The organism is Streptomyces sp. NPDC050439 (genome assembly GCF_040655335.1).
Lineage (GTDB): Bacteria > Actinomycetota > Actinomycetes > Streptomycetales > Streptomycetaceae > Streptomyces.
Genome location: NZ_JBFAJT010000008.1, coordinates 182,234 through 207,180, shown reverse-complemented (window position 1 = coordinate 207,180; position 24,947 = coordinate 182,234). Strand labels below are relative to the sequence as shown.

Annotated in this window: 18 protein-coding genes; 11 read left to right on the top strand and 7 right to left on the bottom strand. The window is 71.0% G+C overall.

Translation table 11 applies throughout. From position 1 onward, the window contains the following. Positions 1–79: 79 nt before the first annotated feature. The 6 genes from speB (at position 80) to AB0I66_RS31205 (ending at position 9,852) form a co-directional block, all read left to right on the top strand. Positions 80–1,078, top strand: a complete 999-nt coding sequence (gene speB / locus AB0I66_RS31230; RefSeq protein ID WP_363211317.1) for an agmatinase — start codon at positions 80–82, stop codon at positions 1,076–1,078. After that, entirely contained in the window at positions 1,075–2,760 is a 1,686-nt protein-coding gene (locus tag AB0I66_RS31225) for a thiamine pyrophosphate-binding protein (RefSeq protein ID WP_363211316.1), read from the top strand. Before speB ends, AB0I66_RS31225 begins: the two co-directional genes overlap by 4 nt. Before the next feature lie 213 nt (positions 2,761–2,973). Continuing rightward, complete coding sequence (locus AB0I66_RS31220) at positions 2,974–3,912, top strand: serine hydrolase (protein ID WP_363211315.1); 939 nt, start codon at positions 2,974–2,976, stop codon at positions 3,910–3,912. A 131-nt stretch (positions 3,913–4,043) separates the two neighbouring features. Then, positions 4,044–7,802: an ABC transporter ATP-binding protein gene (locus AB0I66_RS31215; RefSeq protein ID WP_363211559.1), complete on the top strand. Its 3,759-nt coding sequence runs from the start codon at positions 4,044–4,046 to the stop codon at positions 7,800–7,802. Between the two features lie 96 nt (positions 7,803–7,898). After that, positions 7,899–8,294, top strand: a complete 396-nt coding sequence (locus tag AB0I66_RS31210) for a hypothetical protein (RefSeq protein WP_363211314.1) — start codon at positions 7,899–7,901, stop codon at positions 8,292–8,294. A gap of 139 nt (positions 8,295–8,433) precedes the next feature. Then, positions 8,434–9,852: a S28 family serine protease gene (locus AB0I66_RS31205; RefSeq protein ID WP_363211313.1), complete on the top strand. Its 1,419-nt coding sequence runs from the start codon at positions 8,434–8,436 to the stop codon at positions 9,850–9,852. Positions 9,853–10,074: 222 nt separating this feature from the next. Here the strand turns inward: AB0I66_RS31205 and AB0I66_RS31200 are convergent, their stop codons facing one another. The 6 genes from AB0I66_RS31200 to AB0I66_RS31175 form a co-directional block, all read right to left on the bottom strand. Then, complete coding sequence (locus tag AB0I66_RS31200) at positions 10,075–10,689, bottom strand: hypothetical protein (RefSeq protein WP_363211558.1); 615 nt, start codon at positions 10,687–10,689, stop codon at positions 10,075–10,077. Between the two features lie 130 nt (positions 10,690–10,819). Beyond that, positions 10,820–12,658 (bottom strand): glycoside hydrolase family 3 protein, encoded by a 1,839-nt coding sequence (locus AB0I66_RS31195; protein ID WP_363211312.1) that lies wholly within the window; start codon positions 12,656–12,658, stop codon positions 10,820–10,822. A 364-nt stretch (positions 12,659–13,022) separates the two neighbouring features. Continuing rightward, positions 13,023–13,946 (bottom strand): LysR family transcriptional regulator, encoded by a 924-nt coding sequence (locus AB0I66_RS31190; protein ID WP_363211311.1) that lies wholly within the window; start codon positions 13,944–13,946, stop codon positions 13,023–13,025. A gap of 90 nt (positions 13,947–14,036) precedes the next feature. Continuing rightward, entirely contained in the window at positions 14,037–14,840 is an 804-nt protein-coding gene (locus AB0I66_RS31185; protein WP_363211310.1) for a sugar phosphate isomerase/epimerase family protein, read from the bottom strand. Continuing rightward, on the bottom strand, positions 14,837–15,784 hold the full coding sequence (locus AB0I66_RS31180; protein WP_363211309.1) for a bifunctional helix-turn-helix transcriptional regulator/GNAT family N-acetyltransferase: 948 nt from the start codon (positions 15,782–15,784) through the stop codon (positions 14,837–14,839). Before AB0I66_RS31180 ends, AB0I66_RS31185 begins: the two co-directional genes overlap by 4 nt. Positions 15,785–15,872: 88 nt before the next feature. Further along, on the bottom strand, positions 15,873–16,931 hold the full coding sequence (locus AB0I66_RS31175) for a LacI family DNA-binding transcriptional regulator (protein WP_363211308.1): 1,059 nt from the start codon (positions 16,929–16,931) through the stop codon (positions 15,873–15,875). Positions 16,932–17,053: 122 nt separating this feature from the next. Here AB0I66_RS31175 and AB0I66_RS31170 point away from each other — a divergent pair, with 122 nt between their 5' ends. Genes AB0I66_RS31170 through AB0I66_RS31160 form a run of 3 tightly spaced genes read left to right on the top strand, consistent with a single transcriptional unit; the run spans position 17,054 to position 20,216 of the window. Beyond that, a complete protein-coding gene (locus AB0I66_RS31170) occupies positions 17,054–18,220 on the top strand; it encodes a Gfo/Idh/MocA family oxidoreductase (RefSeq protein ID WP_363211307.1) in 1,167 nt (388 codons plus the stop codon). After that, a complete protein-coding gene (locus tag AB0I66_RS31165) occupies positions 18,217–19,374 on the top strand; it encodes a dihydrodipicolinate synthase family protein (protein ID WP_363211306.1) in 1,158 nt (385 codons plus the stop codon). The genes AB0I66_RS31170 and AB0I66_RS31165 overlap by 4 nt, the downstream gene beginning before the upstream one ends. Further along, positions 19,371–20,216, top strand: a complete 846-nt coding sequence (locus tag AB0I66_RS31160) for a sugar phosphate isomerase/epimerase family protein (protein WP_363211305.1) — start codon at positions 19,371–19,373, stop codon at positions 20,214–20,216. The genes AB0I66_RS31165 and AB0I66_RS31160 overlap by 4 nt, the downstream gene beginning before the upstream one ends. Before the next feature lie 37 nt (positions 20,217–20,253). Here the strand turns inward: AB0I66_RS31160 and AB0I66_RS31155 are convergent, their stop codons facing one another. Beyond that, positions 20,254–20,793 (bottom strand): DUF937 domain-containing protein, encoded by a 540-nt coding sequence (locus tag AB0I66_RS31155; RefSeq protein WP_363211304.1) that lies wholly within the window; start codon positions 20,791–20,793, stop codon positions 20,254–20,256. Positions 20,794–21,056: 263 nt separating this feature from the next. Here AB0I66_RS31155 and AB0I66_RS31150 point away from each other — a divergent pair, with 263 nt between their 5' ends. Together AB0I66_RS31150 and AB0I66_RS31145 are read left to right on the top strand one after the other, a co-directional pair. After that, on the top strand, positions 21,057–23,297 hold the full coding sequence (locus AB0I66_RS31150; RefSeq protein ID WP_363211303.1) for an ATP-dependent RecD-like DNA helicase: 2,241 nt from the start codon (positions 21,057–21,059) through the stop codon (positions 23,295–23,297). Between the two features lie 198 nt (positions 23,298–23,495). Further along, on the top strand, positions 23,496–24,788 hold the full coding sequence (locus AB0I66_RS31145; protein ID WP_363211302.1) for a citrate synthase: 1,293 nt from the start codon (positions 23,496–23,498) through the stop codon (positions 24,786–24,788). Positions 24,789–24,947 lie beyond the last annotated feature (159 nt).

The window sequence follows — 24,947 nt, the reverse complement described above, 5'->3', positions numbered from 1 at the left end:
CCGACGTCACTGTCAGTGGGCCGCGCGACACTTGTCCCAGCAGCAACGCAGTACTCGTACCAGCAGGAGGAACCCGACCATGAGCAGCGCCGAGACCCCGACCCCCCGCGGCCCGGTCGACTCCTCCCGCGTCCCGCGGTACGCGGGCCCGGCGACCTACGCCCGGCTGCCCCGCCTCGACGAGGTGGGCGGCAAGACCGACATCGCCGTGGTCGGCGTGCCCTTCGACACCGGTGTCTCGTACCGCCCCGGCGCCCGCTTCGGCGGCAACGCGATCCGTGAGGCCTCGCGCCTCCTGCGTCCGTACAACCCCGCGCAGGACGCCTCGCCCTTCGCGCTCGCGCAGGTCGCCGACGCGGGCGACATAGCCGCGAACCCGTTCAACATCAACGAGGCGGTCGAGACGATCGAGGCCGCCGCGGACGACCTGCTCGGCTCGGGCGCCCGCATGATGACGCTCGGCGGCGACCACACCATCGCCCTGCCGCTGCTCCGCTCGGTCGCCAAGAAGCACGGCCCGGTCGCCCTGCTGCACTTCGACGCGCACCTGGACACCTGGGACACGTACTTCGGCGCCGAGTACACCCACGGCACGCCGTTCCGCCGCGCCGTGGAGGAGGGCATCCTCGACACCGAGGCGCTCTCCCACGTCGGCACGCGCGGCCCGCTGTACGGCAAGAAGGACCTCACCGACGACGAGAAGATGGGCTTCGGCATCGTCACCTCTGCGGACATCTACCGCCGTGGCGCCGACGAGGTCGCCGACCAGCTGCGCCAGCGCATCGGCGACCGCCCGCTCTACATCTCCATCGACATCGACTGCCTGGACCCGGCCCACGCGCCCGGCACGGGCACCCCGGAGGCGGGCGGCATGACGTCGCGCGAGCTCCTGGAGATCCTGCGGGGGCTCTCCTCCTGCAACCTCGTCTCGGCGGACGTCGTCGAGGTCGCCCCCGCCTACGACCACGCGGAGATCACGGCTGTCGCCGCCTCGCACACCGCGTACGAGCTGACGACGATCATGTCCCGCCAGATCGCGGAGGCCCGCCAGAGCACTGAGGGGAGCGCGGCCAAGTGACGCACGACCACGACGTAGTACTGCGGCCCACCGACGCACAGCGGGACGCGGCCCTGAGCCCGCCGCCGGGGCGCAACGGCGGCGATCTCGTCGTGGAGACCCTCCAGGGCCTCGGCGCGACGACGGTCTTCGGCCTCCCCGGCCAGCACGCGCTCGGCATGTTCGACGCCCTGCGGCGCTCGTCCCTGTCGTACGTCGGCCTGCGCGTCGAGAACAACACGGGCTTCGCCGCGGACGCGTACGGCCGGATCACCGGTGAGGTGGCCCCGCTGCTGCTCTCCACCGGGCCCGGCGCGCTGACCTCGCTCGCCGCGCTCCAGGAGGCGGCGGCCGGGTCCTCGCCCGTGCTCGCGATCGGCAGCCAGATCCCGGTGGCGGGCCTCGGCGGCGGCCGGCACGGCTACCTCCACGAGCTGCGCGACCAGCAGGCCTCGTTCCGCGACATCGTGAAGTCCGTCCACACCGTGCGCACGGCCTCGCAGATCCCGTCCGCGATTGCCGCGGCCTGGGAGTCGGCGCTGACCGCCCCGCACGGCCCGGTGTGGGTGGAGATCCCGCAGGACGTCCTGCTCGCGGAGACGACGCTGCCCGTCGTCACGGCCATGGACGCGACCCCGGACGAGGTCGTCCCGCGCCCCGAGCTGACCGCGGTCGCGGCCGACCTGCTGTCCCGGGCCGAGCGCCCGGCGATCATCGCGGGCGGCGGAGTCGTGCGCTCGGACGCCTCCAAGAAGCTCCTCGCACTCGCCGAGCTGGTGAACGCGCCCGTCGTGACGACCTTCGGCGGCAAGGGCGCCTTCCCCTGGGAGCACCCGCTGTCGCTCCAGTCCTGGCTGGAGGACCGGTACACCACGGACTTCCTGGAGGACGCGGACGTCCTCCTGGTGGTCGGCTCCGGCCTGGGCGAGCTCTCCTCGAACTACCACACGTTCAAGCCGCGCGGCCGGGTCATCCAGATCGAGGCCGACGCGGGAAAGCTGGAGTCCAACCACCCGGCGCTCGGCATCCACGCGGACGCGCGGCTCGCGCTGTCCGCGCTCCTGGAGACGATCGACGCGCCGAGGGAGGACTCCGAGGCCCCGGAGCGGGTCCGGACGGTCCTTGCCAAGGTCAAGGACCGGATCGCCGCCCAGGAGCTCACCCTGGAGCAGCAGGTCCTCGCGTCGGTGCGGGAAGCCCTGCCGGACGCCTCGCCGTCCTTCTGGGACATGACGATCCTCGCCTACTGGGCCTGGTCCGCCTTCGACGCGCGGCGCCCCAACACCATGCACTCGGCACAGGGCGCGGGCGGCCTCGGCTACGGCTTCCCGGCCGCCATCGGAGCGGCGGCCGCCGACCCCTCGACGCCGGTGCTCGCCGTGTCGGGTGACGGCGGCGCGATGTACTCCATCGCGGAACTGGCCTCCGCCAAGCAGCACGGTCTGCCGGTCACCTGGCTGATCGTGGACGACGGGGGCTACGGAATCCTCCGGGAGTACATGGCGGACGCGTTCGGCGAGCCCACGGCCACGGAGCTCTCCCGTCCCGACTTCGTCGCGCTCGCGGAGTCCTTCGGGGTGCCGGGCGTCCGGTCGACCCCGGAGACCCTGCGCGACGACCTGACGAAGGCGCTCGCGGAGCCCGGCCCCTCGGTGGTCGTGCTCCCGGCCGTCCTGCGCATGTTCGAGCCGACGCATCTCTGAGCCGACGCATCTCTGAGCCGACGGCTCCTGTCGGCGAACGAGTGTGGACGCGTGCCATGACACGGGCTGATTACAGATCGGTCATCTGTTCTCAAACTCGTGCATCCATGTACGGGTGCCGGTGAGTCATCTGGGGTGAGTGTGCCGGGGGGCGCGCTTGTACGGGCCCGGAGGGTCTTGTACGGACCCGAACGGACCCCAGGGGGAAGATCCATGACTCACCGGACATCCGGTATATCCAGGCGTGCCCGCGTGCTCTCGGCGGGCCTCGCCGCCGGCGTGCTCGTGCCGCTCGGCACGGCCGCGACCGCCACGCCCGCCGCGGCCGCGACGCCACCGAAGGTCACCTGCACCTCCGCGCAGGCCGGCCTGGCCGCCAAGCTCACGAAGGACATCACGGCGGCCCTGAAGAACCGCAAGGGCACCATCGCGGTCGGTCTCCACGACCGCTCCACGGGCACCACCTGCACCCTGCGTTCCACCACATCGTTCGACTCGGCGAGCGTCGTCAAGACGACCGTCCTCGCGGCGCTGCTGTGGGACGCGAAGAAGACCGACCGCAAGCTCTCGGCCCGTGAGTCGGACCTCGCGTACGCCATGATCACCAAGTCGGACAACGCGGCGACGACCAAGCTCTGGCGCCAGCTCGGCACGGGGAAGATCAACGGCTTCCTCAGGGCCGCCAAGATGACGAAGACCGTGCCGGGTTCCGGCGGCTACTGGGGCCTGACCCGGATCAACGCGGCCGACGAGCAGAAGCTCCTCGCCCTGATCACCGCCAAGAACGCCGTCCTGAGCGACAACGCGCGCGCCTACATCCTCAAGCTGATGAACAAGGTCGTCGCCTCGCAGCGCTGGGGCACCCCGGCGGGCGCGCCGTCCGGCGTCAAGATCCACGTCAAGAACGGCTGGCTGCAGCGGTCCACCCACGGCTGGCGGGTGCACAGCATCGGCGCGTTCAAGGGCGGCGGCCACGACTACACGCTCACCGTGCTCACCCACGGCAACAGCACCATGAACTACGGCGTCGCCACCATCCAGGGCGTGGCCAAGGCCGTCCACAAGGACCTGGCGCCCAGGGCCTCCGCGGCCGGGCGTTACGCCCCGACGGTCACCCCGCGCGAGGCGTTCGTGGCGGCCCCCGCCGGTTGATCGCCTGTTCGAGGCCGGCCCCCTCCGGGTGGTCCTAGGACCTCCGACCCGTCTTTGTTGCGGTGGGATGAAATTCTCGTCCCACCGCGTTGGGCCTCTCGGCAGGTCAGGTCGACGGGAGGCAGCACGTGGTGGAGCAACGGGGCGGGGTCGAGCCGGAGAAATCCGGGGGTACCGAGGCGTTGAGATCCGGCTGGGCGAAACGGCTCACCGGGTACGCGTGGCGGTACCCCAAGGACGTCGTGCTCGCGCTCGGCTCCTCGCTCGCCGGCATGGCCGTCATGGCGCTCGTCCCGCTGATCACCAAGGTGATCATCGACGACGTCATCGGGGACAAGTCCCGCGACATGGGCCCCTGGATCGGCGCCCTCATCGGCGCGGCCGTCCTCGTCTACGTCTTCACCTACATCCGCCGCTACTACGGCGGCCGTCTCGCCCTCGACGTCCAGCACGACCTGCGGACCGAGATGTACGGGACGATCACCAGACTCGACGGACGGCGGCAGGACGAGCTGTCCACCGGGCAGGTCGTCGGGCGCGCCACCAGCGATCTCCAGCTCATCCAGGGCCTGCTCTTCATGCTGCCGATGACCATCGGCAACATCCTGCTCTTCGTGATCTCCCTCGTGATCATGGCGTGGCTCTCCCTGCCCCTGACCGCCGTCGCGCTCGCCGTGGCCCCCGCCCTCTGGTTCATCGCCAAGCGCAGCCGGGGCCGCCTGCACCCCTCCACCTGGTACGCGCAGGCCCAGGCCGCCGCCGTCGCCGGGGTCGTGGACGGCTCCGTCTCCGGCGTACGCGTCGTGAAGGGCTTCGGCCAGGAGGACCAGGAGACCGGGAAGCTCAGAGAGGTCGGCCGCAAGCTTTTCGCCGGCCGCCTGCGCACCATCCGCCTCAACTCCAAGTACACGCCCGCCCTGCAGGCCGTGCCCGCGCTCGGGCAGGTCGCGATGCTCGCGCTCGGCGGCTGGCTCGCGGTGCGCGGACAGATCACGCTCGGCACGTTCGTCGCCTTCTCCAGCTACCTCGCCCAGCTCGTCGGACCCGTCCGGATGCTCGCCATGGTCCTCACCGTCGGCCAGCAGGCCCGCGCGGGCGCCGAGCGCGTCCTGGAGCTCATCGACACCGAGCCGACGCTGACGGACGGCACGAAGGAACTGCCCGCCGACGCCCCGGCCACCGTCGAGTTCGACGACGTCTCCTTCGCCTACGAGGACAGCCGCCCCGTCCTCGACGGCCTCTCCTTCGAGATCCGGCCCGGCGAGACCCTCGCCGTGGTCGGCACCTCCGGCAGCGGCAAGTCCACCGTCTCGCTGCTGCTGCCCCGCTTCTACGACGTGACGCACGGCGCCGTCCTCATCGGCGGCCACGACGTGCGCGAGCTGACCACCGATTCGCTGCGGGCCGCGATCGGCCTCGTGCCCGAGGACTCCTTCCTCTTCTCCGACACCATCCGCGCCAACATCGCGTACGGAAAGCCGGACGCCACCCAGGAGGAGATCGAGACCGCCGCCCGCGCAGCCCAGGCCGACCGCTTCATTGCCGAACTGCCCGACGGCTACGAGACCACGGTCGGCGAGCACGGCCTGACGCTCTCCGGCGGCCAGCGCCAGCGCGTCGCCCTCGCCCGCGCCATCCTCACCGACCCCCGCCTGCTCGTCCTCGACGACGCGACGTCCGCCGTGGACGCGCGGGTCGAGCACGAGATCCACGAGGCGCTGCGCGGCGTCATGGCGGGCCGCACGACCCTCCTCATCGCCCACCGCCGCTCCACCCTGAACCTCGCCGACCGCATCGCCGTGCTGGACGGCGGACGCCTCGCGGCCATCGGCACGCACGAGGAGCTGACCGAGCGATCGGCGCTCTACCGGCGCCTGTTGACCGACCCGGACGAACTCGGCGGCGTCTCGCCGGGCCGCACGGTCCCGGTCGAGATCCCCGAGGACACCTCCGTACGCGACGAACTCGACGCCGAGTTCGACGCCGAGCGCGGCATCACCCCGCAGCTCTGGGTGGGCGACCGGGAGCCCAAGGACACCGCGATGGCCGGGATGCCCGCGACGCCCGAGCTCCTCGCCCAGGTCGACGCGCTGCCCCCGGCCACCGACACCCCTCAGATCGACGAGGCACGCGCGGTCACCCCGGAGGAGTCGTACGGCCTGCGCCGCCTGCTCGCCGGATTCGGGAAGCCGCTGCTCCTCGCCCTGCTCCTTGTCGCCGTCGACGCGGGCATGGGCCTGCTGCTTCCGGTGCTGATCCGGCACGGCATCGACGAGGGCGTCTCGCAGCTCGCGCTCGGCGCCGTGTGGGTGGCCGCCGGGCTCGCGCTGCTCGCCGTGCTCGCCCAGTGGGTGGCCCAGATCGGCGAGACGCGGATGACGGGGCGGACGGGCGAGCGCGTCCTCTACGCCCTGCGCCTGAAGATCTTCGCCCAGCTCCAGCGGCTCGGACTCGACTACTACGAGCGGGAGTTGACCGGGCGCATCATGACCCGGATGACCACGGACGTGGACGCCCTGTCCACCTTCCTGCAGACCGGACTCGTCACCGCCTTCGTCTCCGTCGTCACCTTCTTCGGCATCATGGTCGCCCTCGTCGTCATCGACGTGGAGCTCGCGCTCGTCGTCTTCGCGACCCTGCCGCCGCTGATCATCGGCACGGTCTTCTTCCGCCGCTCCAGCGTCAAGGCGTACGAGCTGGCGCGTGAGCGCGTCTCGGTGGTCAACGCCGACCTCCAGGAGTCCGTCGCCGGGCTGCGCATCGTGCAGGCCTTCCGGCGCGAGCGCTCCGGCGGCGAGAAGTTCGAGCGGGCCAGCGCCGACTACCGCAGCGCCCGTATCCGCGGGCAGTGGCTGATCTCGATCTACTTCCCGTTCGTGCAGCTGCTCTCGGCGGTCGCCGCCGCCGCGGTCCTGATGGTCGGCGCGGGGCGCGTGGAGGCGGGCACGCTGACGACCGGTGCCCTGGTCGCCTACCTCCTCTACATCGACCTGTTCTTCGCCCCCGTCCAGCAGCTCTCCCAGGTCTTCGACGGCTACCAGCAGGCCACCGTCTCGCTCGGCCGCATCCAGGAACTGCTCCGCGAGCCGACCTCCACCGAGTCCGCCGACGAGCCGCTCGACGTGCTGTCCCTGCGCGGCGAGATCGCCTTCGAGGGCGTCGACTTCGCGTACGGTTCCGCCGACGAACCGGAGGAGGCGCTGAGCGACGTGCGCCTGCACATCCCGGCGGGCCAGACCGTCGCCTTCGTGGGCGAGACCGGCGCGGGCAAGTCGACGCTCGTCAAGCTCGTCGCCCGGTTCTACGACCCGACCGGCGGCCGGGTGACGGTGGACGGCACCGACCTGAGGTCCCTCGACCTGACCGCGTACCGCCACCGGCTCGGCGTCGTCCCGCAGGAGGCCTACCTCTTCGCGGGCACGGTGCGCGACGCGATCGCCTACGGGCGGCCCGACGCCACCGACGCCGAGGTGGAGGCCGCGGCCCGCGCGGTCGGCGCGCACGACATGATCGCCACCCTGGACGGCGGCTACCTCCACGAGGTCTCCGAGCGCGGCCGCAACCTCTCCGCGGGGCAGCGCCAGCTGATCGCCCTGGCCCGCGCGGAGCTCGTCGACCCGGACATCCTGCTCCTCGACGAGGCGACCGCGGCCCTCGACCTCGCCACGGAAGCGCAGGTCAACCAGGCCACCGACCGCATCGCGGGCAAGCGCACCACCCTGGTCGTCGCCCACCGCCTCACCACGGCGGCCCGCGCGGACCGCGTGATCCTGATGGACCACGGCCGGGTCGCGGAGGACGGCACGCACGAGGAGCTGCTCGCGCTCGACGGGCGGTACGCGACGCTGTGGCGGACGTTCGTGGGCGAGGCGGAGCCGACGGCCGCCTGACCCGGAGAACAAATGGACCGTGGGGCGCAACCAGGCGCCCCACGGTCCGCGTCCGTACATCAGTACGCTGATGCGGAAGTGTCGGGAGGGAACCTGGTGAGCAGTGGTCGAATACGGCGGAGCCTCGCGCTCGGCGCCGTCGTCCTTGCGGCTGCCGTCCTGCTCGGTGTCGCGGGCGCGGGTGCCGCGCAGGCACAGGCGTCGGCCGGGCGCTGCGCCGGGCACAAGGTGCGCACCCTCTCCTTCAGCACCGGCAAGGTCGTCGTCTACAAGAGCCGCGGCTACGTCTGCGCCGTCACCGTCGCCAAGCGCCCCGGCGCCCGCAAGACGATGTCCGTGAGCGTCCAGGCCCGGGGCAACCGCCCGGCCAGGGACAAGGGCCGCTACACGCATCACGCGGGGCCGGTGACGGTGCACGCGGGACAGCGCTGCGTGTGGGTGAAGGGCAGGGTCGGCGGGGGTAGCACCAGCTCGGGCTGGATCCTGTGCTGACGGCTCACTGATCGCATGGTGCACGTTGTGCACCCCTTTGTGACGTACTGCGTCCGGACGTGACGCAAGAGCCCCTAGTGGTGAGCGAGTTGCTCCGATAAGTTCCGGCGGACGCAATCGCGAACTTAGGGGAGAGTGCATGCGCAAGGCGCTCAGATGGCTGCTGTCGCTCGTGGTGCTGATAGGCATCGGCACCGCGGGCACAGTGAGTGCGGCAGGGGCGGCCACCGCCGCGAAGCCGCAGGCCACCGACATCAAGGACCGGCTCCTGGCGATCCCGGGCATGAGCCTGATCGAGGAGAAGCCGTACACCGGCTACCGCTACTTCGTCCTCAACTACACCCAGCCGATCGACCACCGGCACCCCTCCAAGGGCACCTTCAAGCAGCGCCTTACGGTCCTGCACAAGGACACCGCCCGCCCCACGGCCTTCTTCACCAGCGGCTACAACGTCTCGACGAACCCCAGCCGCAGCGAGCCGACGCGGATCATCGACGGCAACCAGGTCTCCATGGAGTACCGCTTCTTCACGCCGTCCCGCCCCGAGCCCGCCGACTGGTCCAAGCTCGACATCTGGCAGGCCGCGAGCGACCAGCACCGCATCTTCAAGGCCCTCAAGCCCGTCTACGACAAGAAGTGGGTGGCGACCGGCGGCTCGAAGGGCGGCATGACCGCCACGTACTACGAGCGCTTCTACCCGCGTGACATGGACGGCGTCGTCGCGTACGTCGCCCCGAACGACGTCGTGAACAAGGAGGACTCGCGCTACGACGAGTTCTTCGAGACGGTCGGCACCAAGGAGTGCCGCGCCGCGCTGGAGGCCGTGCAGCGCGAGGCGCTCGTGCGCCGCGAGCCGCTGGAGAAGAAGTACGCGGAGTTCGCCGAGGCCGGCAACTACACCTTCAAGACCGTCGGCAACCTGGACAAGGCCTACGAGGCCGTCGTCCTCGACCTGGTGTGGGGCTTCTGGCAGTACCAGCCGGAGTCCGCGTGCGCGGACGTCCCCGACGCCAAGTCCGCCTCCGACCAGGCGATCTTCGACTACGTCGACCAGGTGGGCGGCTGGACCTCCTACACGGACCAGGGCCTGACCCCGTACACGCCGTACTACTACCAGGCCGGTACGCAGCTCGGCTCGCCCGACATCAAGCAGCCCTGGCTCGGCGACCTGAGCCGTTACGGCTACCAGCCGCCGCGGAACTTCGTGCCGCGTGAGATCCCGATGAAGTTCCAGTCGGGCGCCATGAAGGACGTGGACCGCTGGGTGCGGCACAACGCGCAGCGGATGATGTACGTCTACGGCGAGAACGACCCGTGGGGCGCCGAGCCGTTCCGTCCCGCCAGGGGCGCGAAGCACGACTCCCACGTCTTCACCGCGCCGGGCGCCAACCACGGGGCGAACGTGGCCGGGCTCGTCGCGGCGGACAAGGCGAAGGCGACGGAGCGGATCCAGGCCTGGGCCGGGGTCTCCTCTTCGGCTACGCCGAAGCCGCTGGCTCCGTACGACGCGAAGCTCGACCGCAAGGAAGAGCAGAAGCAGCTGACCCTGCGCCCGTAGGGACCGAAATTTTCCCCAACCCCACCCCTTCCCAAAAACCCGCTCGGCGCGGGGGCCTTGGTGGCCGTCGATCACCGGCTTCGCCGAGTTCGTCCTCAAACGCCGGACGGGCTGAGATTTCCCCGGCCGGGGAAATCTTTCAGCCGTCCGGCGTTTGAGGACCGGGGGCTGGGGCGGAGCCCCAGCTTCGGGAAGGGGCGGGATTGGGGAAAGAAACCCCGCTCACACCCGCACCGCACACCCCACCGGCTTCCCACCCTCCAGTGACACATAGAGCTGCGTGGCGGCCGGACACGCGTCACGTGACGGGACCGCTGAAATCACCCGGTACTCAGGGGCTTTCGCGCCCGACCCGTCACACGCCGTCTCGCGGACCTCCCCCTCGCCCGCCCCATAAACACAGTCCCCGACAACAGTCCGAGGACCACCCCCGCCCCCGGGATCCCCGGGATGCGGCAGCTCCAGGTTCCGCATGCAGGCGTACCCCCGCGGCACCTCGCCGTTCCCGTCCTCGTCCACCGTGGGGCGGTTCTCGCTGATGTGGAGGACGAAGTCCGTGCGGGCGGGGCACGAAGGGCCCTCGGCGACCTCGGCGTCATGACGGGCGATGACCCGCGCCGCCGCCCGCTCACTCGTGCAGGACACCTCCGTGAAGGTCTCGCGCCCCCGCGAACTGCACTCGTCCACCGCGAGGAAGACCGCTCCGTGCCCGGAAGGCGCCGCCGATGACGGTCGCCGGCCGGACGCGTCCGACCCCGGGTCCGAGGAGTTCTGGCAGCCGGCCGCACCGACGCACGCGACCAGAAGCAACACCCCCGCACACCGCCGCCCAAGCATGACAAGCACGACAAGCATGGCGAACCCCCGATATGTGCACCCAGCGTGGCCCGCGGGGGCGGGCGCACGCCAGGTGCGCGGGGTGCTTTGGGCCAGGTGGAGGTGGCGCGCCGCAGGCCCGGCGTACGGGTCAGTACGTCAGGCCGTGCCCGACCGGGTACAGCACCTGCGCCGGGTCATCCGCACGCTGAACCGGCACGGGAAGCTTCCCGCGTGGCTCGGCGCGCCCCGCGATCACCCGTACCGCGGCGCGCAGTTCGACGTCCGTCCAGCAGTACGCGGCAAGGGACGCGCTCACGCCCCCGAGCCGCGCCACGTCGTACGGATTGCGGATCGCGAGCGCGACGACCGGGACGCCCGTCGCCACCAGCGCCTCCACCAGGGCGATCTGAGCGCTGCCCGCCCCCACGTTGTACGTGCCCACGAGTACCGCGTCCTTGCCCGCGGCCGCCGCCACCGCCTCGGCGATCTTGGCGGCGGAGGGGGCGGTGCCCGTCGGCAGTACCGTCGGCGTGAAGCCGAGGTCCGTCAGCTCGCGCCCGATGACGGTCGTCGGCGGCCCCGTCGTCCCCGACGGCGACGCCGGATCGGCGCCCACGACGAGCACGTTCCGCTGCGTGCGCCGCGAGAGCGGAAGCACCCCGTCCGCGTTGATCAGCAGCGTCGTCGTCTCCTCCGCGATCCGGTCGGCGGCGGCGAGATGCGCGCGCGTGCCGACGGCCCGGTCGACGCCGCGCGCGGTGACGTACGGATCGGAGAAGAGGTCCAGCTTCGCCTTGAGGCGCAGGATCCGCAGGATCGATTCGTCGAGCCGTGCCTCTGTCAACTCGCCGTCCCGTACGGCCTGGAGCACCGCGTTCCAGGCGATCTCCGGCTTCGGCGGGTTCAGGAGCTGGTCGACGCCCGCCTTCAGCGCGAGCACCGGCACGCGGTCGTCGCCGTACTTGGTGCGCACACCCTGCATGCCGAGCGAGTCCGTCACCACGACCCCGTCGTAGCCCAGTTCCTCGCGCAGGATGCCGGTGAGGATGGGGCGGGAGAGCGTGGCCGGGTCCTCCGCCGGGTCGAGGGCCGGGACCACGATGTGCGCCGTCATGATCGAGTCGATGCCCGCGGCCACCGCCGCCCGGAACGGCGGGGCGTCCAGGGTCTCCCACTGCTCGCGCGTGTGGTGGATGTACGGCAGCTTGGAGTGGCTGTCGTCCTTGGTGTCGCCGTGCCCGGGGAAGTGCTTGGACGTCGAGGCGATGTCCGCGCCCTGGTGGCCCTTGACCTGCGCGGCGACCAGCTCGGCGACCGCTTCGGGGTCCGAGCCGAAGGACCGTACGCCGATGACGGGGTTGGCGGGGTTGACGTTCACGTCGGCCACCGGGGCGTAGTTCTGCCGGATGCCGAGCGCGCGCAGCTCGGTGCCCGCGATGCGGGCCGCCTTGCGGGCGGCGGAGCGTGAGCCGCTGGCGCCCAGGGCCATCGCGCCGGGCAGGAGCGTGGCGGGGATGCCGACGCGGGCGACGGCCCCGTGCTCCTGGTCGGTGGAGATGAGCAGCGGGATGCGGGCGGTGGGGGACTGTTCCGGGGCGTCCGGGGTGAGGGCGGCGCGCTGGATGCCGTTCGAGAGGTCGGCGATCTGGAGCGGGGCGCGGGTGTTGTGGGCCCAGCCGAAGTAGATGATGCCGCCGAGGTGGTACTTGGCGACCGCCTCCGCGGCGGTGCGCACGCCGAGCTCCTTGAGGTTGGCGTCGATGTCGGCCTGGTCGGGCTCGGTGGCGGAGTGGCCGTACACATGCATCACGAAGAGCTGGCCGACCTTCTCCTCGAGGCTCATGCGGGAGATGAGCTCCCGCAGCTTCCGGTCACGGCCGCGGTCGCCGCTCCCGGCCGCGTGGGCGGCGGAGGGTGCGGCCAGGGCCGTCGCCGCGACGGCCGTGGCCGTGAGCAGGGTGCGTCTGGAGGCGTTGCGGTGGGTCATGTGCGCTCCTTCGGGGACGTCCTTCGGGGACGGATGCCGGACCGTAGCCGGGCTGGGGAAACCGGCTGAAGGAAACTTTCCGAGTTCACGGATATCCCGAAGATTTCTGCCGGTCAAGGGAATCGGCAGCCACTGTGGAGGAGAGGGGCCGTCACCGGCGCTGGTGGAGGGGGGCGCACCGGTGACGGCATGCTGCCGGCCACGGGCGGCAGAGAGGGTGGTCAGCGTTCGCAGCCAGCAGCGATGCCGACACCGCCTCGCGGAGACTCACCCGGCAGCACGGCGGTTTGACGGAGGGCGGTCCGAGCGGGTTCCCCCGCGGCGGGCGTTTTCCGGAAAGTGGTGCTCAGGGGAATCCTGAGGCTCAGGAGGCCGCCTTCCTTCCGGGCGCCGCCTCGGCCCAGTGGCTCTGCAGCGTCCGTACCGTCTCCGCGATCGAGGGGCGCCGCGACGCCCCGGTCCGCCACAGCGCGTACAGCCGCCGCACCGGCAGCGGATCGAGCCGCACGGTGACCGCGCCGTCCGGGACAGGACCCCGGCCCAGACGCGGGATGAGCGCGATGCCGAGCCCTGCCGCGACCAGGGCGACCAGGGTGGGGTTCTCCTCCGCCGTGTGCGCGATGTCCGGCTCGCAGCCCGCCTCGCGCAGCGTGCGCACCAGCCACTCGTGGCAGACGAGCCCCGGCGGCTGGGTGATCCACCGCTCGCCCTTGAGGCCTTCGCGGCGTACGGAGACCTGTTCCGCGAGGGGGTGCGCGGCGGGCACCACGAGATCGCAGAAGTCGTCCCCGATGACGGCCTGTTCGACGCCGGGCGGCGTCGGCAGCGGCGCGATGTCCCAGTCGTGCACGACCGCCATGTCCACCGCGCCCTTGGCCACCAGGTCGATGGAGAGATGCGGGTCGATCTCCGACATGCGGGCGTCGAGCGCGGGGTGCCGCCGGGCCAGGTCCGCGAGGACGCCGGGCAGCAGTCCGCGCGCCGCGGAGGGGAACGCGGCGACGGTCAGCCGCCCCGCGGGCAGCCCGCGCCGCTCCTCCAGCTCGGTCTCCGCGCGCTCCACGATCGCCATCAACTCCTGCGCGGTGGAGGCAAGATGGCGCGCCTCCTCGGTGAGGGCCACGCCCCTGCCCTGGCGTTCGAGGAGGGTGGTGCGGGTCTCGCGCTCCAGCTTGGCGATCTGCTGGGACACGGCGGAGGGGGTGTAGCCGAGTGCGGTGGCGGCGGCGCCGACGGTGCCGTGCACGGAGACGGCGTGCAGGGCGCGGAGCCGGGCGAGATCGAGCACGGGTGGCCCTTCCCATGGGGCGGCGACGTCCGTCGGCGCCGTCGGTTTGCTTGGCGTTGCTTCTTGGCGGTGCAGGCGTCGGGGACGGTGTCAGCCCTGACGGTTCAGGAGGCGTGACAGGAAGTCCCGCCCCTGGCCCAGGAGTTCGGGAAGGGGCTTCGCCTCCTCGTACCACCGCTTCTCGTACTCCCAGCACAGCCAGCCGTCCCGGTGTTCCCCGCCGAGCAGCACGTCGACGCACTCGGCGAGCGGCAGGACGCCCTCGCCGAGACCCAGCGGCGTCGTGTCGTCGGCGGACGCGATGTCCTTCACCTGGACGTAGCCGAGGTACGGGGAGAGCGCCGCGTGGCTGTCGGCGGGGGACTCGCCGCCGAGCCAGGTGTGCATCACGTCCCACAGGGCGCCCGCGTTCCGGTGGCCGACCGCGCCGAGCACGCGCGTCGCCGCGGCGCCGGTGCGGTGCGAGTCGTGGGTCTCCAGAAGGATGCGTACGCCGAAGTCCGCGGCGGACTCCGCTGCCGTGCCGAGCCGTCGTGCGGCCGTCGCGTCGGCCTCGTCCGCGCTCTGCTCGGTGCCGCCGCCGGGGAAGACGCGGACGAAGGGGGCGCCCAGGTCGCGGGCGAGGGCGAGCAGGGAACGTATCTCTTCGAGCACGGGCCCGTCGTCACCCGGCTCGGCCACGCGCGCGTACCCGGAGACGCCGAGGATCTCGATGCCCGCGGCCTTGAACCGCGCGGCCACGTCGGCCCGTTCGGCGAGATCGATCCCCGGGTGGACCGGCTCCTCGGGATGCGCGCGCAGCTCGATGCCGTGATAGCCGTGGGTGGTGGCGAGGTTCAGCACGTCGGCGAGGGGGAGCCCGGGCACACCGAGGGTGGAGAAGGCGAGTTTCATGGGGCAGACCCTAGGTGCAGTTGCCAGTCCTGCCCCACGAGGTCGACGCCGAAGGAGCGGTGCGGCTTCTCGTCGACGAGGACGAAACCGTGCTTCTGGTAGATGGAGCGGGCGGCGCCGAGGATGTCATTGGTCCACAGGACCATCTCGCGATAGCCGACGCCACGCGCGAACTCGACGCAGGCGCAGACCAGTTGGTCCCCGATGCCGTGCCCCCGCGCGTCGGGCTCGACGAGCAGGAGCCGCAGCCGTGCGGTCCCCGGCGCGTCGTCGCGCACGCACATCACACAGCCCACGGGCCGCCCGTCGAGCTCGGCGATCCACGTCCGCTCCAGATGCGGGTCGTGATCCTCGGCGTAGTCGGCGATGATCCGGGCGACCAGGCCCTCGTAGTCGGTGTTGAAGCCGTACTCCGCCGCGTACAGGGCCGCGTTGCGCTGCACGATCCACCCGAGGTCACCGGCCCCGGGCTCGCGCAAGAAAGGGCGCGAGGGCTCCTTCCCCTCGCGGTCGGCCAGGATCTCCCGGACGGTGCGCAGGGCGTCCGCGAGGCGGGGCCGCTCACGGGCCGGGACGGTGGACAGCAGTGACCCCATGGCCTCGTTGGACCGCTCGTCCAGCAGCCCCGCGGTCTCGCGCCCCCGCTGGGTGAGCGTGATGCGCTGGCGCCGCGGATCGCGCTCGGAGGGAGCACGCTCGATGAGCCCCGCCTTCTCGAACTTGCCGAGCAGACGGCTCAAGTACCCTGCGTCGAGGGTGAGTTCAGCGCGCAGGTCGGCGGCGTCGGGGTGGGACGAGTGGGCGATCTCGTAGAGGACCCGGGACTCGGTGAGGGTGTACGGGACGTACAGCTGACGGCTGTAGTCGAGGGCGCCGATGAGGTTCGTGTAGAAGCGGTTGAAGGCGCGGATCTCCTGGATCGGCGTCTCGGAGGCGTGCGACATGACGGTTTCCTCCCGGGGCGGCCACGCGAGCCACCCTTGACTGAGTCAACGGTACGCCGCGCCGTCCAAGACCGCCATGCCTTGGGCCTCACCGACGTGGCGGCGCCGTGGACCCCCGCACCATCAGCTCCGCCCCGATCGTCGCCACGCCTCCGGGCGGCGCCTCCTCCGCACCCGTGGCCAGGCGGCCCGCTCGGGCGCCCGCCTCGTGCAGGGGCAGGCGTACGGTCGTCAGGGCGGGTACGGCGTCGATCGAGAAGGGCAGGTCGTCGAAGCCGGCCACCGAGATGTCCTCGGGGATGCGCAGGCCCTGGTCGCGCAGGGCGGCCGAGGCGCCGAGGGCGACCGTGTCGTTGGCGGCCACGATGGCCGTCAAGTCCGGGTCGCGGCGCAGGAGTTCGAGGGTCGCCTCGTAGCCGGACCGGCGGGTGTAGGGGCCGTGGACCGTGAGCTCGTCCGGGTCGCCCTTGGCTGCGCCCGACGCCGCCAGCGCCTCCCGGTGGCCTTCGAGCCGGTGCCGAGTGGTCGTGCGCTCCATCGGGCCCGCCACGTACCCGATCCTGCGGTGGCCCAGCGTCAGCAGATGCTCCGTGAGCCGCCGCCCGCCGCTGCGGTTGTCGAAGGTGAGCGTGGCCGCCACCGCGCCGGTGTCCTCCAGGGGCGGCCGCCCGCAGAGCACGATCCGGGTGCCCGCGTCCGCGAGGCGTGCCAGCTTCGCGGACATCGCGGCGGCATGCGCTGGGTCCTCCAGGGCGCCGCCGGTCAGGATGACGGCGGCGGCGCGCTGGCGCTGCAGCAGCGTCAGATAGGTCAGCTCGCGCTCCGGTGAGCCCCCGGTGTTGCAGACCACGGCCATCCGCTCGCCGCCGGCGCGCCCGCCGGGGCCGCCGATCTCGGACTGGACGGCGCCCGCCATGATCCCGAAGAAGGGGTCGGCGATGTCGTTCACCAGGATGCCGACCAGGTCGGACGTGGCCGCGGCGAGCGAACTCGCGGGGCCGTTGAGGACGTAGTCGAGATCGTTCACGGCCCGCAGGACGCGCTCCCGGGTAGCCGCGGCCACGGGGTAGTTGCCGTTCAGCACGCGGGAGACGGTCGCGGGGGAGACCTGGGCGCGGGCCGCCACATCGGCCAGGGTCACGGTCATCTCGTCGTCCTCCGGTCACGGCTCTGGTCCGAAGCCCTTGTCCGAACCTTGTGCGGCAGGCTAGCTTCTTCTCGTATAGAAAGCGCTTGCTATACGCTTACCTGCGTACGGAGGGACCCCCTGTGACTCGCAAGACGGTGCGCATCGCCATGAACGGTGTGACGGGACGGATGGGCTACCGCCAGCACCTCGTCCGCTCGCTGCTTGCCCTGCGCGAGCAGGGCGGACTCGCCCTCGGAGATGCCGACAACACGGTGCTGTGGCCCGAGCCGGTCCTGGTCGGCCGCAGGGAACACGCCCTGCGGGAGATCGCCGAGCGCCACGGACTTGACGCCGAGAAGGCCGTCTCGACCGACCTGGACGCGGTCCTGGCCGACCCCACCATCGACATCTACTTCGACGCGCAGGTCACCTCCGCGCGCGAGGAGGCCATCAAGAAGGCCATCGCCGCGGGCAAGCACGTCTACACCGAGAAGCCGTCCGCGACGGGCCTGGCCGGCGCCCTCGAACTGGCCCGCCTCGCCCAGTCCGCCGGCATCAAGCACGGCGTGGTCCAGGACAAGCTCTTTCTGCCGGGACTGCTCAAGCTGAAGCGCCTCATCGAGGGCGGCTTCTTCGGCAAGATCCTGTCCGTCCGGGGCGAGTTCGGCTACTGGGTCTTCGAGGGCGACTGGCAGAGCGCCCAGCGCCCCTCCTGGAACTACCGCGCGGAGGACGGCGGCGGCATCGTCGTCGACATGTTCCCGCACTGGGAGTACGTCCTGCACGAGCTGTTCGGCCGCGTACGCAGCGTCCAGGCGCTCGCCGCGACGCACGTACCGCAGCGCTGGGACGAGCGGGACAAGCCCTACGACGCGACAGCGGACGACGCCGCGTACGGCATCTTCGAGCTCGAAGGCGGCGCGATCGCGCAGATCAACTCCTCCTGGACGGTCCGCGTGAACCGCGACGAACTCGTCGAGTTCCAGGTGGACGGCACGGAGGGCTCGGCGGTCGCGGGCCTGCGCAACTGCCGCGTACAGCACCGGAGCAATACCCCCAAGCCGGTCTGGAACCCGGACCTGCCCGTCACCCACTCGTTCCGCGACCAGTGGCAGGAGGTCCCCGACAACCAGGAGTTCGACAACGGCTTCAAGGCGCAGTGGGAGCTGTTCCTGCGGCACGTGTACGCGGACGCGCCCTACCACTGGGACCTGCACGCGGGCGCGCGCGGCGTACAGCTCGCCGAACTGGGCCTGAAGTCCTCGGCCGAGGGCCGCCGCATCGAGGTGCCGGAGATCGCACAGTGACGCTTCAGCTGCCGCGGCCGGACGGCACGACGTACGCGTACGAGCCGCATCGCACCCCTCTGTCCGCCGACGCAGGCACCTCCCCGCTCACCTCCCGCACGGTCTTCTCGGCGGCCCACGTGGTCGCGGACCCCCGCGCCGACGTGTCCCCGGACTCCCCGGCGGCCGTCGACTGGGACGCGACCCTCGCCTTCCGCCGCCACCTGTGGGCGCAGGGCCTGGGCGTGGCCGAGGCGATGGACACGGCGCAGCGGGGGATGGGCCTCGACTGGAAGGGCGCGGCGGAACTGATCACGCGTTCCGCCGCGGAGGCGAAGTCGGTGGGCGGCGCGATCGCCTGCGGCGCGGGCACGGACCAACTGGCCGGCCCCGCGGACCTCCTGACGGTCCGCGGGGCCTACGAGGAACAGCTGACCCTGGTCGAGTCGAGCGGCGCCCAGGTGATCCTGATGGCGTCCCGGGCGCTCGCGGCGGTCGCGAAGTCGCCGGACGACTACCTGGAGACGTACGGCCACCTCCTGCGCCAGGCGAGCGAGCCGGTGATCCTGCACTGGCTCGGCCCGATGTTCGACCCGGCGCTCACCGGCTACTGGGGCAGCGAGGACCTGGACGCGGCGACCGAGACCTTCCTGGAGGTCATCGCCGCGCACCCCGACAAGGTCGACGGCATCAAGATCTCCCTGCTCGACCCGGGGCGGGAGATCGCCCTGCGCCGCCGCCTCCCCGACGGCGTCCGCTGCTACACGGGCGACGATTTCAACTACCCCGAGCTGATCGCGGGCGACGACCGGGGCTTCAGCCACGCCCTGCTCGGCATCTTCGACCCGCTGGCGCCGCTGGCCGCGCGGGCGGTGCGTCTGCTGGACACCGGTGACACGAAGGGGTTCCGCGCCTGTCTCGACCCGACGGTCGAGCTGTCCCGCCATCTCTTCCAGGCCCCCACCCGCTTCTACAAGACGGGGGTGGTCTTCCTGGCGTGGCTGGCGGGCCACCAGAGCCACTTCACGATGGTGGGCGGCCTCCAGTCGGCACGATCGCTGCCGCACCTGACCCGCGCCTACGAACTGGCGGACGGGCTCGGCCTGTTCCCGGACCCGGCTCTGGCCGAGTCCCGCATGAAGTCCCTGCTCACCACGTACGGAGTCCAGCAATGAGCGTGTTCGGGAGCGGGGACCTGGCGCGGTTCTCCGTCAACCAGATGACCGTCAAGCAACTGTCCCTGCCGGAACTGGCCGAGGCCTGCACCGACTTGGGCGTCCCCGGGGTCGGGCTGTGGCGGGAGCCGGTCCAGGCATACGGCCTGGAGGCGACCGCCAAGCTGATGCGTGACGCGGGCCTGACGGTGACCACGCTCTGCCGCGGCGGATTCCTGACGGCCGTCGAACCGCACGCGCGCGTGGCGGCCGTCGACGACAACAAGGCGGCAATCGACGAGGCCGCCGCCCTCGGCACGGACACGCTGGTCCTGGTCTCCGGCGGCCTGCCCGCCGGCGGCAAGGACCTGCACGGGGCGCGCTCGCGGATCGCCGATGCGCTGGCGGAACTGGCTCCGTACGCGGCTGCGCGGGGTGTCCGCCTGGCCATCGAGCCCCTGCACCCCATGTTCGCGTCGGACCGCTGCGTGGTCTCCACGCTGTCCCAGGCGCTGGACCTGGCGGAGCGGTTCCCGGCTGCGCAGGTCGGGGTCTGCGTCGACACGTATCACGTGTGGTGGGACGACACGGCTCCCGCGCAGATCGACCGCGCGGGGCGGGGCGGGCGCCTGCACGCGTTCCAACTGGCGGACTGGGTGACGCCGTTGCCGGAGGGCGTCCTGAACGGGCGTGGCCAGCTGGGGCAGGGTTCGGTCGACCTGCGGTTGTGGCGCGCGCTGGTGGAGAAGGCGGGCTACGAGGGTCCCATCGAGGTGGAGCTCTTCAACGACACCCTGTGGTCACGCCCGGGCAAGGAACTCCTGGCGGAGACGGCCACGGCCTACACCGAGCACGCCTGCTGACGTCCCGCCCGATGCCGGTGGCCCCGGCCTCACGGGGCTACCGCTTCTTGCCGCCCAGGATCTGGTTCAGGAGGTCGCCGATGCCGCCGCCTCCGGGGGAGCCCGTGGCGCCCGGCTTCGACGACGTCCGGGCCCGCTTCGTCAGGACCGTCAGGAGCACCGGGATCAGGAGTTCGATCACCCGGGTCACGGAAGCCGCGGGCAGCCCCGTCTTCTTCGCCACCGCGGTCGCCACCGGACGGCTCATCTTCGCCAGTACACCGGACAGCATCCCGCCCGCCGCGAGACCGCCGAACCCGCCGAACCCGGCGATCCCCTGCAAAGGAGGTTCGGCGGGCGCCGTCTCCGTCTCGGTGAGCGCCTGCTCGACCTCGGCCGCCTCCGCGGGGTCCTCCGCCTTCTCCTGAAGGTTCCCCGAGAGCGCGGTCACCGTGGTGCCCACCACGTCCTGCGCCCCCGCGGCGTCCGTACCGAGGAGCCCCGCGATCTCCTGGAGCCTGTCGTCGCCGAGTTCGTCGAGGACGTCCTTCTCCAGCGAGGTCTCGGGCGCGGGGTTTTCGGGAGATTCTTCGCTCATGCGTTAAAAGTTACGTCTGCACGACTTCGTCGGCACCCCGAAAATTCTTCGCCTTGCCCGTGCAACCCTTCCCGCCCGACGCGGGTCGTACTTTGCGTCGGGACTTCCGTGGGGGGAGATCTGGGGGGATCAGCGGAGTTCCGGCAGGGGAGGGGAGACCCGAGGGGGCCCGGTCGAAAGACCGGGCCCCCTCGAAGTTGTCCACAGCTCGAAGTTGTCCACAGACTTCCCGCGCTGTCGGCGCCGGGCGATAGCGTCGGCCCATGTCGAGTCCAGCCAGAGCAGCGGCCGCTTCGGCGGTGGTCGAGGGGGTCCTGGAGCGGATCACCTACGCGAACGAGGAGAACGGGTACACGGTCGCCCGCGTGGACACCGGCCGCGGCGGCGGCGACCTCCTCACCGTCGTGGGCGCACTGCTCGGCGCCCAGGTCGGAGAGTCCCTGCGCATGGAGGGCCGCTGGGGCTCCCACGCCCAGTACGGCAAGCAGTTCACGGTGGAGAACTACACCACCATCCTCCCCGCCACCATCCAGGGCATCCGTCGCTACCTGGGCTCGGGCCTCATCAAGGGCATCGGCCCCGTCATGGCCGACCGCATCACCACCCACTTCGGCGTGGACACCCTCGACATCATCGAGCAGGAGCCGAAGCGCCTCGTCGAGGTCCCGGGCCTCGGCCCCAAACGGACCAAGATGATCGCGGCGGCCTGGGAGGAACAGAAGGCCATCAAGGAAGTCATGGTCTTCCTGCAGGGCGTGGGCGTCTCCACGTCCATCGCCGTCCGCATCTACAAGAAGTACGCGGACGCCTCCATCTCCATGGTGCGGAACGAGCCCTACCGCCTTGCCGCCGACGTCTGGGGCATCGGCTTCCTCACCGCGGACCGCATCGCCCAGTCCGTCGGCATCCCGCACGACAGCCCGGAACGGGTCAAGGCGGGCCTTCAGTACGCCCTCTCCCAGTCCACCGACCAGGGCAACTGCTTCCTCCCGGAGGAGCGCCTCATCGCCGACGCGGTGAAGCTGCTCCAGGTGGACACGGGCCTGGTCATCGAGTGCCTGGCGGAGCTGGCGAAGGAAGAGGAGGGCGTCGTACGCGAACGGGTCCCCGGCCCCGAGGGCGAAGGCGACGTCACAGCCGTCTACCTGGTCCCCTTCCACCGCGCGGAACTCTCCCTCTCCGCCCAGCTCCTGCGCCTCCTGAGGGCTCCGGAGGACCGCATGGCGGCTTTCCGGGACGTGGCCTGGGACAAGGCCCTGTCCTGGCTCGCCACCCGTACGGGCGCCGACCTCGCCCCCGGGCAGCAGGAGGCGGTCAAACTCGCGCTGACGCAGAAGGTGGCCGTCCTCACCGGAGGCCCGGGCTGCGGCAAGTCCTTCACGGTCCGCTCCATCGTGGAGCTGGCCCGCGCCAAGAAGGCCAAGGTCGTCCTCGCCGCCCCCACGGGCCGTGCCGCCAAACGCCTCGCCGAACTCACCGGCGCCGAGGCCTCCACCGTCCACCGCCTCCTGGAGCTGAAGCCGGGAGGAGACGCCGCCTACGACAAGGACCGCCCGCTCGACGCCGACCTCGTCGTGGTCGACGAGGCGTCCATGCTGGACCTGCTCCTGGCCAACAAGCTGGTGAAGGCCGTCGCCCCCGGCGCCCACCTCCTGTTCGTCGGAGACGTGGACCAGCTGCCGAGCGTCGGCGCCGGCGAGGTGCTGCGGGACATGCTCGGCGAGCAGAGCCCCGTCCCCGCGGTCCGGCTCACCCACATCTTCCGCCAGGCCAAGCAGTCCGGCGTCGTCACCAACGCCCACCGCATCAACTCCGGGGTGCCGCCCATCACCCAGGGCCTGAATGACTTCTTCCTCTTCGTGGAGGACGAGACCGAGGACGCGGGCCGGGTCACGGTGGACGTGGCCGCGCGCCGCATCCCGGCGAAATTCGGCCTCGACCCGCGCCGCGACGTCCAGGTGCTCGCGCCCATGCACCGCGGCCCCGCGGGCGCGGGCAACCTGAACGGCCTGCTCCAGCAGGCCATCACCCCCAGCAGACCCGACGTACCGGAGAAGCGTTTCGGTGGCCGGGTGTTCCGCGTCGGCGACAAGGTCACCCAGATCCGCAACAACTACGAGAAGGGGCAGAACGGCGTCTTCAATGGCACCGTCGGAGTAGTCACCTCGCTCGACTCCGACGAGCAGCGGCTCACGGTCCTTACGGACGAGGACGAGGAGATTGCGTACGACTTCGACGAACTGGACGAACTGGCGCACGCGTACGCGGTCACGATCCACCGCTCCCAGGGCAGCGAGTACCCGGCGGTGGTGATCCCCGTGACCACGGGCGCGTGGATGATGCTCCAGCGGAATCTGCTCTACACGGCGGTCACCCGCGCCAAGAAGCTGGTCGTCCTGGTCGGTTCGCGCAAGGCTCTGGGGCAAGCGGTGCGCACGGTCTCCGCGGGCAGGCGCTGTACGGCCCTGGATTTCCGGCTTGCCGGAGGCCGTGGGAAGTTTTGATCGATCAAACGAGTAGGAAAGGTCACAGAGCACTTCCGCAACCGGGGCACAGGGGGGCAGGATGAGTAGGTTGGCGGCACTCAGTGCCGCCAATAGGCCCAATGGTCGACCCCGAGTGCACTCTCCAGGGCCAAATGGGGGATGGTAGAGACAGTCAGGGCACCTCGAAGAAGAGGCACAACGTCGGTGAGGGATGACGTGAGCGACAACTCTGTAGTACTGCGGTACGGCGATGGCGACGAGTACACCTACCCGGTGATCGACTCAACTGTCGGCGACAAGGGCTTCGACATCGGGAAGCTCCGCGCCCAGACCGGTCTGGTGACCCTGGACAGCGGCTATGGCAACACCGCCGCCTATAAATCCGCCATCACCTACCTCGACGGCGAGCAGGGCATCCTCCGGTACCGCGGCTACCCGATCGAGCAGCTGGCCGAGCGCTCCACCTTCACCGAGGTGGCGTACCTGCTGATCAACGGCGAACTGCCGAAGGTCGACGAGCTCGCCAGCTTCAAGAACGACATCACGCAGCACACGCTGCTGCACGAGGACGTCAAGCGGTTCTACGACGGCTTCCCGCGTGACGCCCACCCGATGGCGATGCTGTCGTCCGTGGTCAGCGCGCTGTCGACGTTCTACCAGGACAGCCACAACCCGTTCGACGAGGAACAGCGCGACCTCTCGACGATCCGCCTGCTCGCCAAGCTTCCGACGATCGCGGCGTACGCCTACAAGAAGTCCGTGGGCCACCCGGTCGTCTACCCGCGCAACGACCTCGGCTACGTCGAGAACTTCCTGCGCATGACCTTCTCGGTGCCTGCCGCCGAGTACGACCTGGACCCGGTCGTCGTCTCCGCGCTGGACAAGCTCCTGATCCTGCACGCGGACCACGAGCAGAACTGTTCGACCTCCACCGTGCGTCTGGTGGGCTCGTCGCAGGCCAACATGTTCGCCTCGATCTCCGCCGGCATCTCGGCCCTGTGGGGCCCACTGCACGGTGGCGCCAACCAGTCCGTCCTGGAGATGCTCGAGGGCATCAAGCAGGACGGCGGCGACGTCGACAACTTCATCCGCAAGGTGAAGAACAAGGAAGACGGCGTGAAGCTCATGGGCTTCGGGCACCGCGTCTACAAGAACTTCGACCCCCGGGCGAAGATCATCAAGGCGGCGGCACACGACGTCCTCTCGGCTCTCGGCAAGGACGACGAGCTGCTCGACATCGCGCTCAAGCTCGAAGAGCACGCGCTGGCCGACGACTACTTCGTCGAGCGCAAGCTCTACCCGAACGTGGACTTCTACACGGGTCTCATCTACCGCGCGATGGGCTTCCCGACCGAGATGTTCACCGTTCTCTTCGCGCTGGGCCGCCTGCCGGGCTGGATCGCCCAGTGGCACGAGATGATCAAGGAGCCGGGATCCCGCATCGGGCGCCCGCGCCAGATCTACACCGGCGAGGTGCTCCGGGACTTCGTCCCGGTCGAGGGCCGCTGACCTTCGAGGCCGCCGGGCCAAGCGAAAAGCGCCCCGCCGTCGATCCCCCCACGGGTCGACGGTCGGGGCGCTTTCCTGTTTCCCGGTGCGGATTCCCCCCACGGGATCCGGCCGGGCGTCTGTGGTGGCAGCGCGCCAGTCGTACTGCGATCTGCCGGG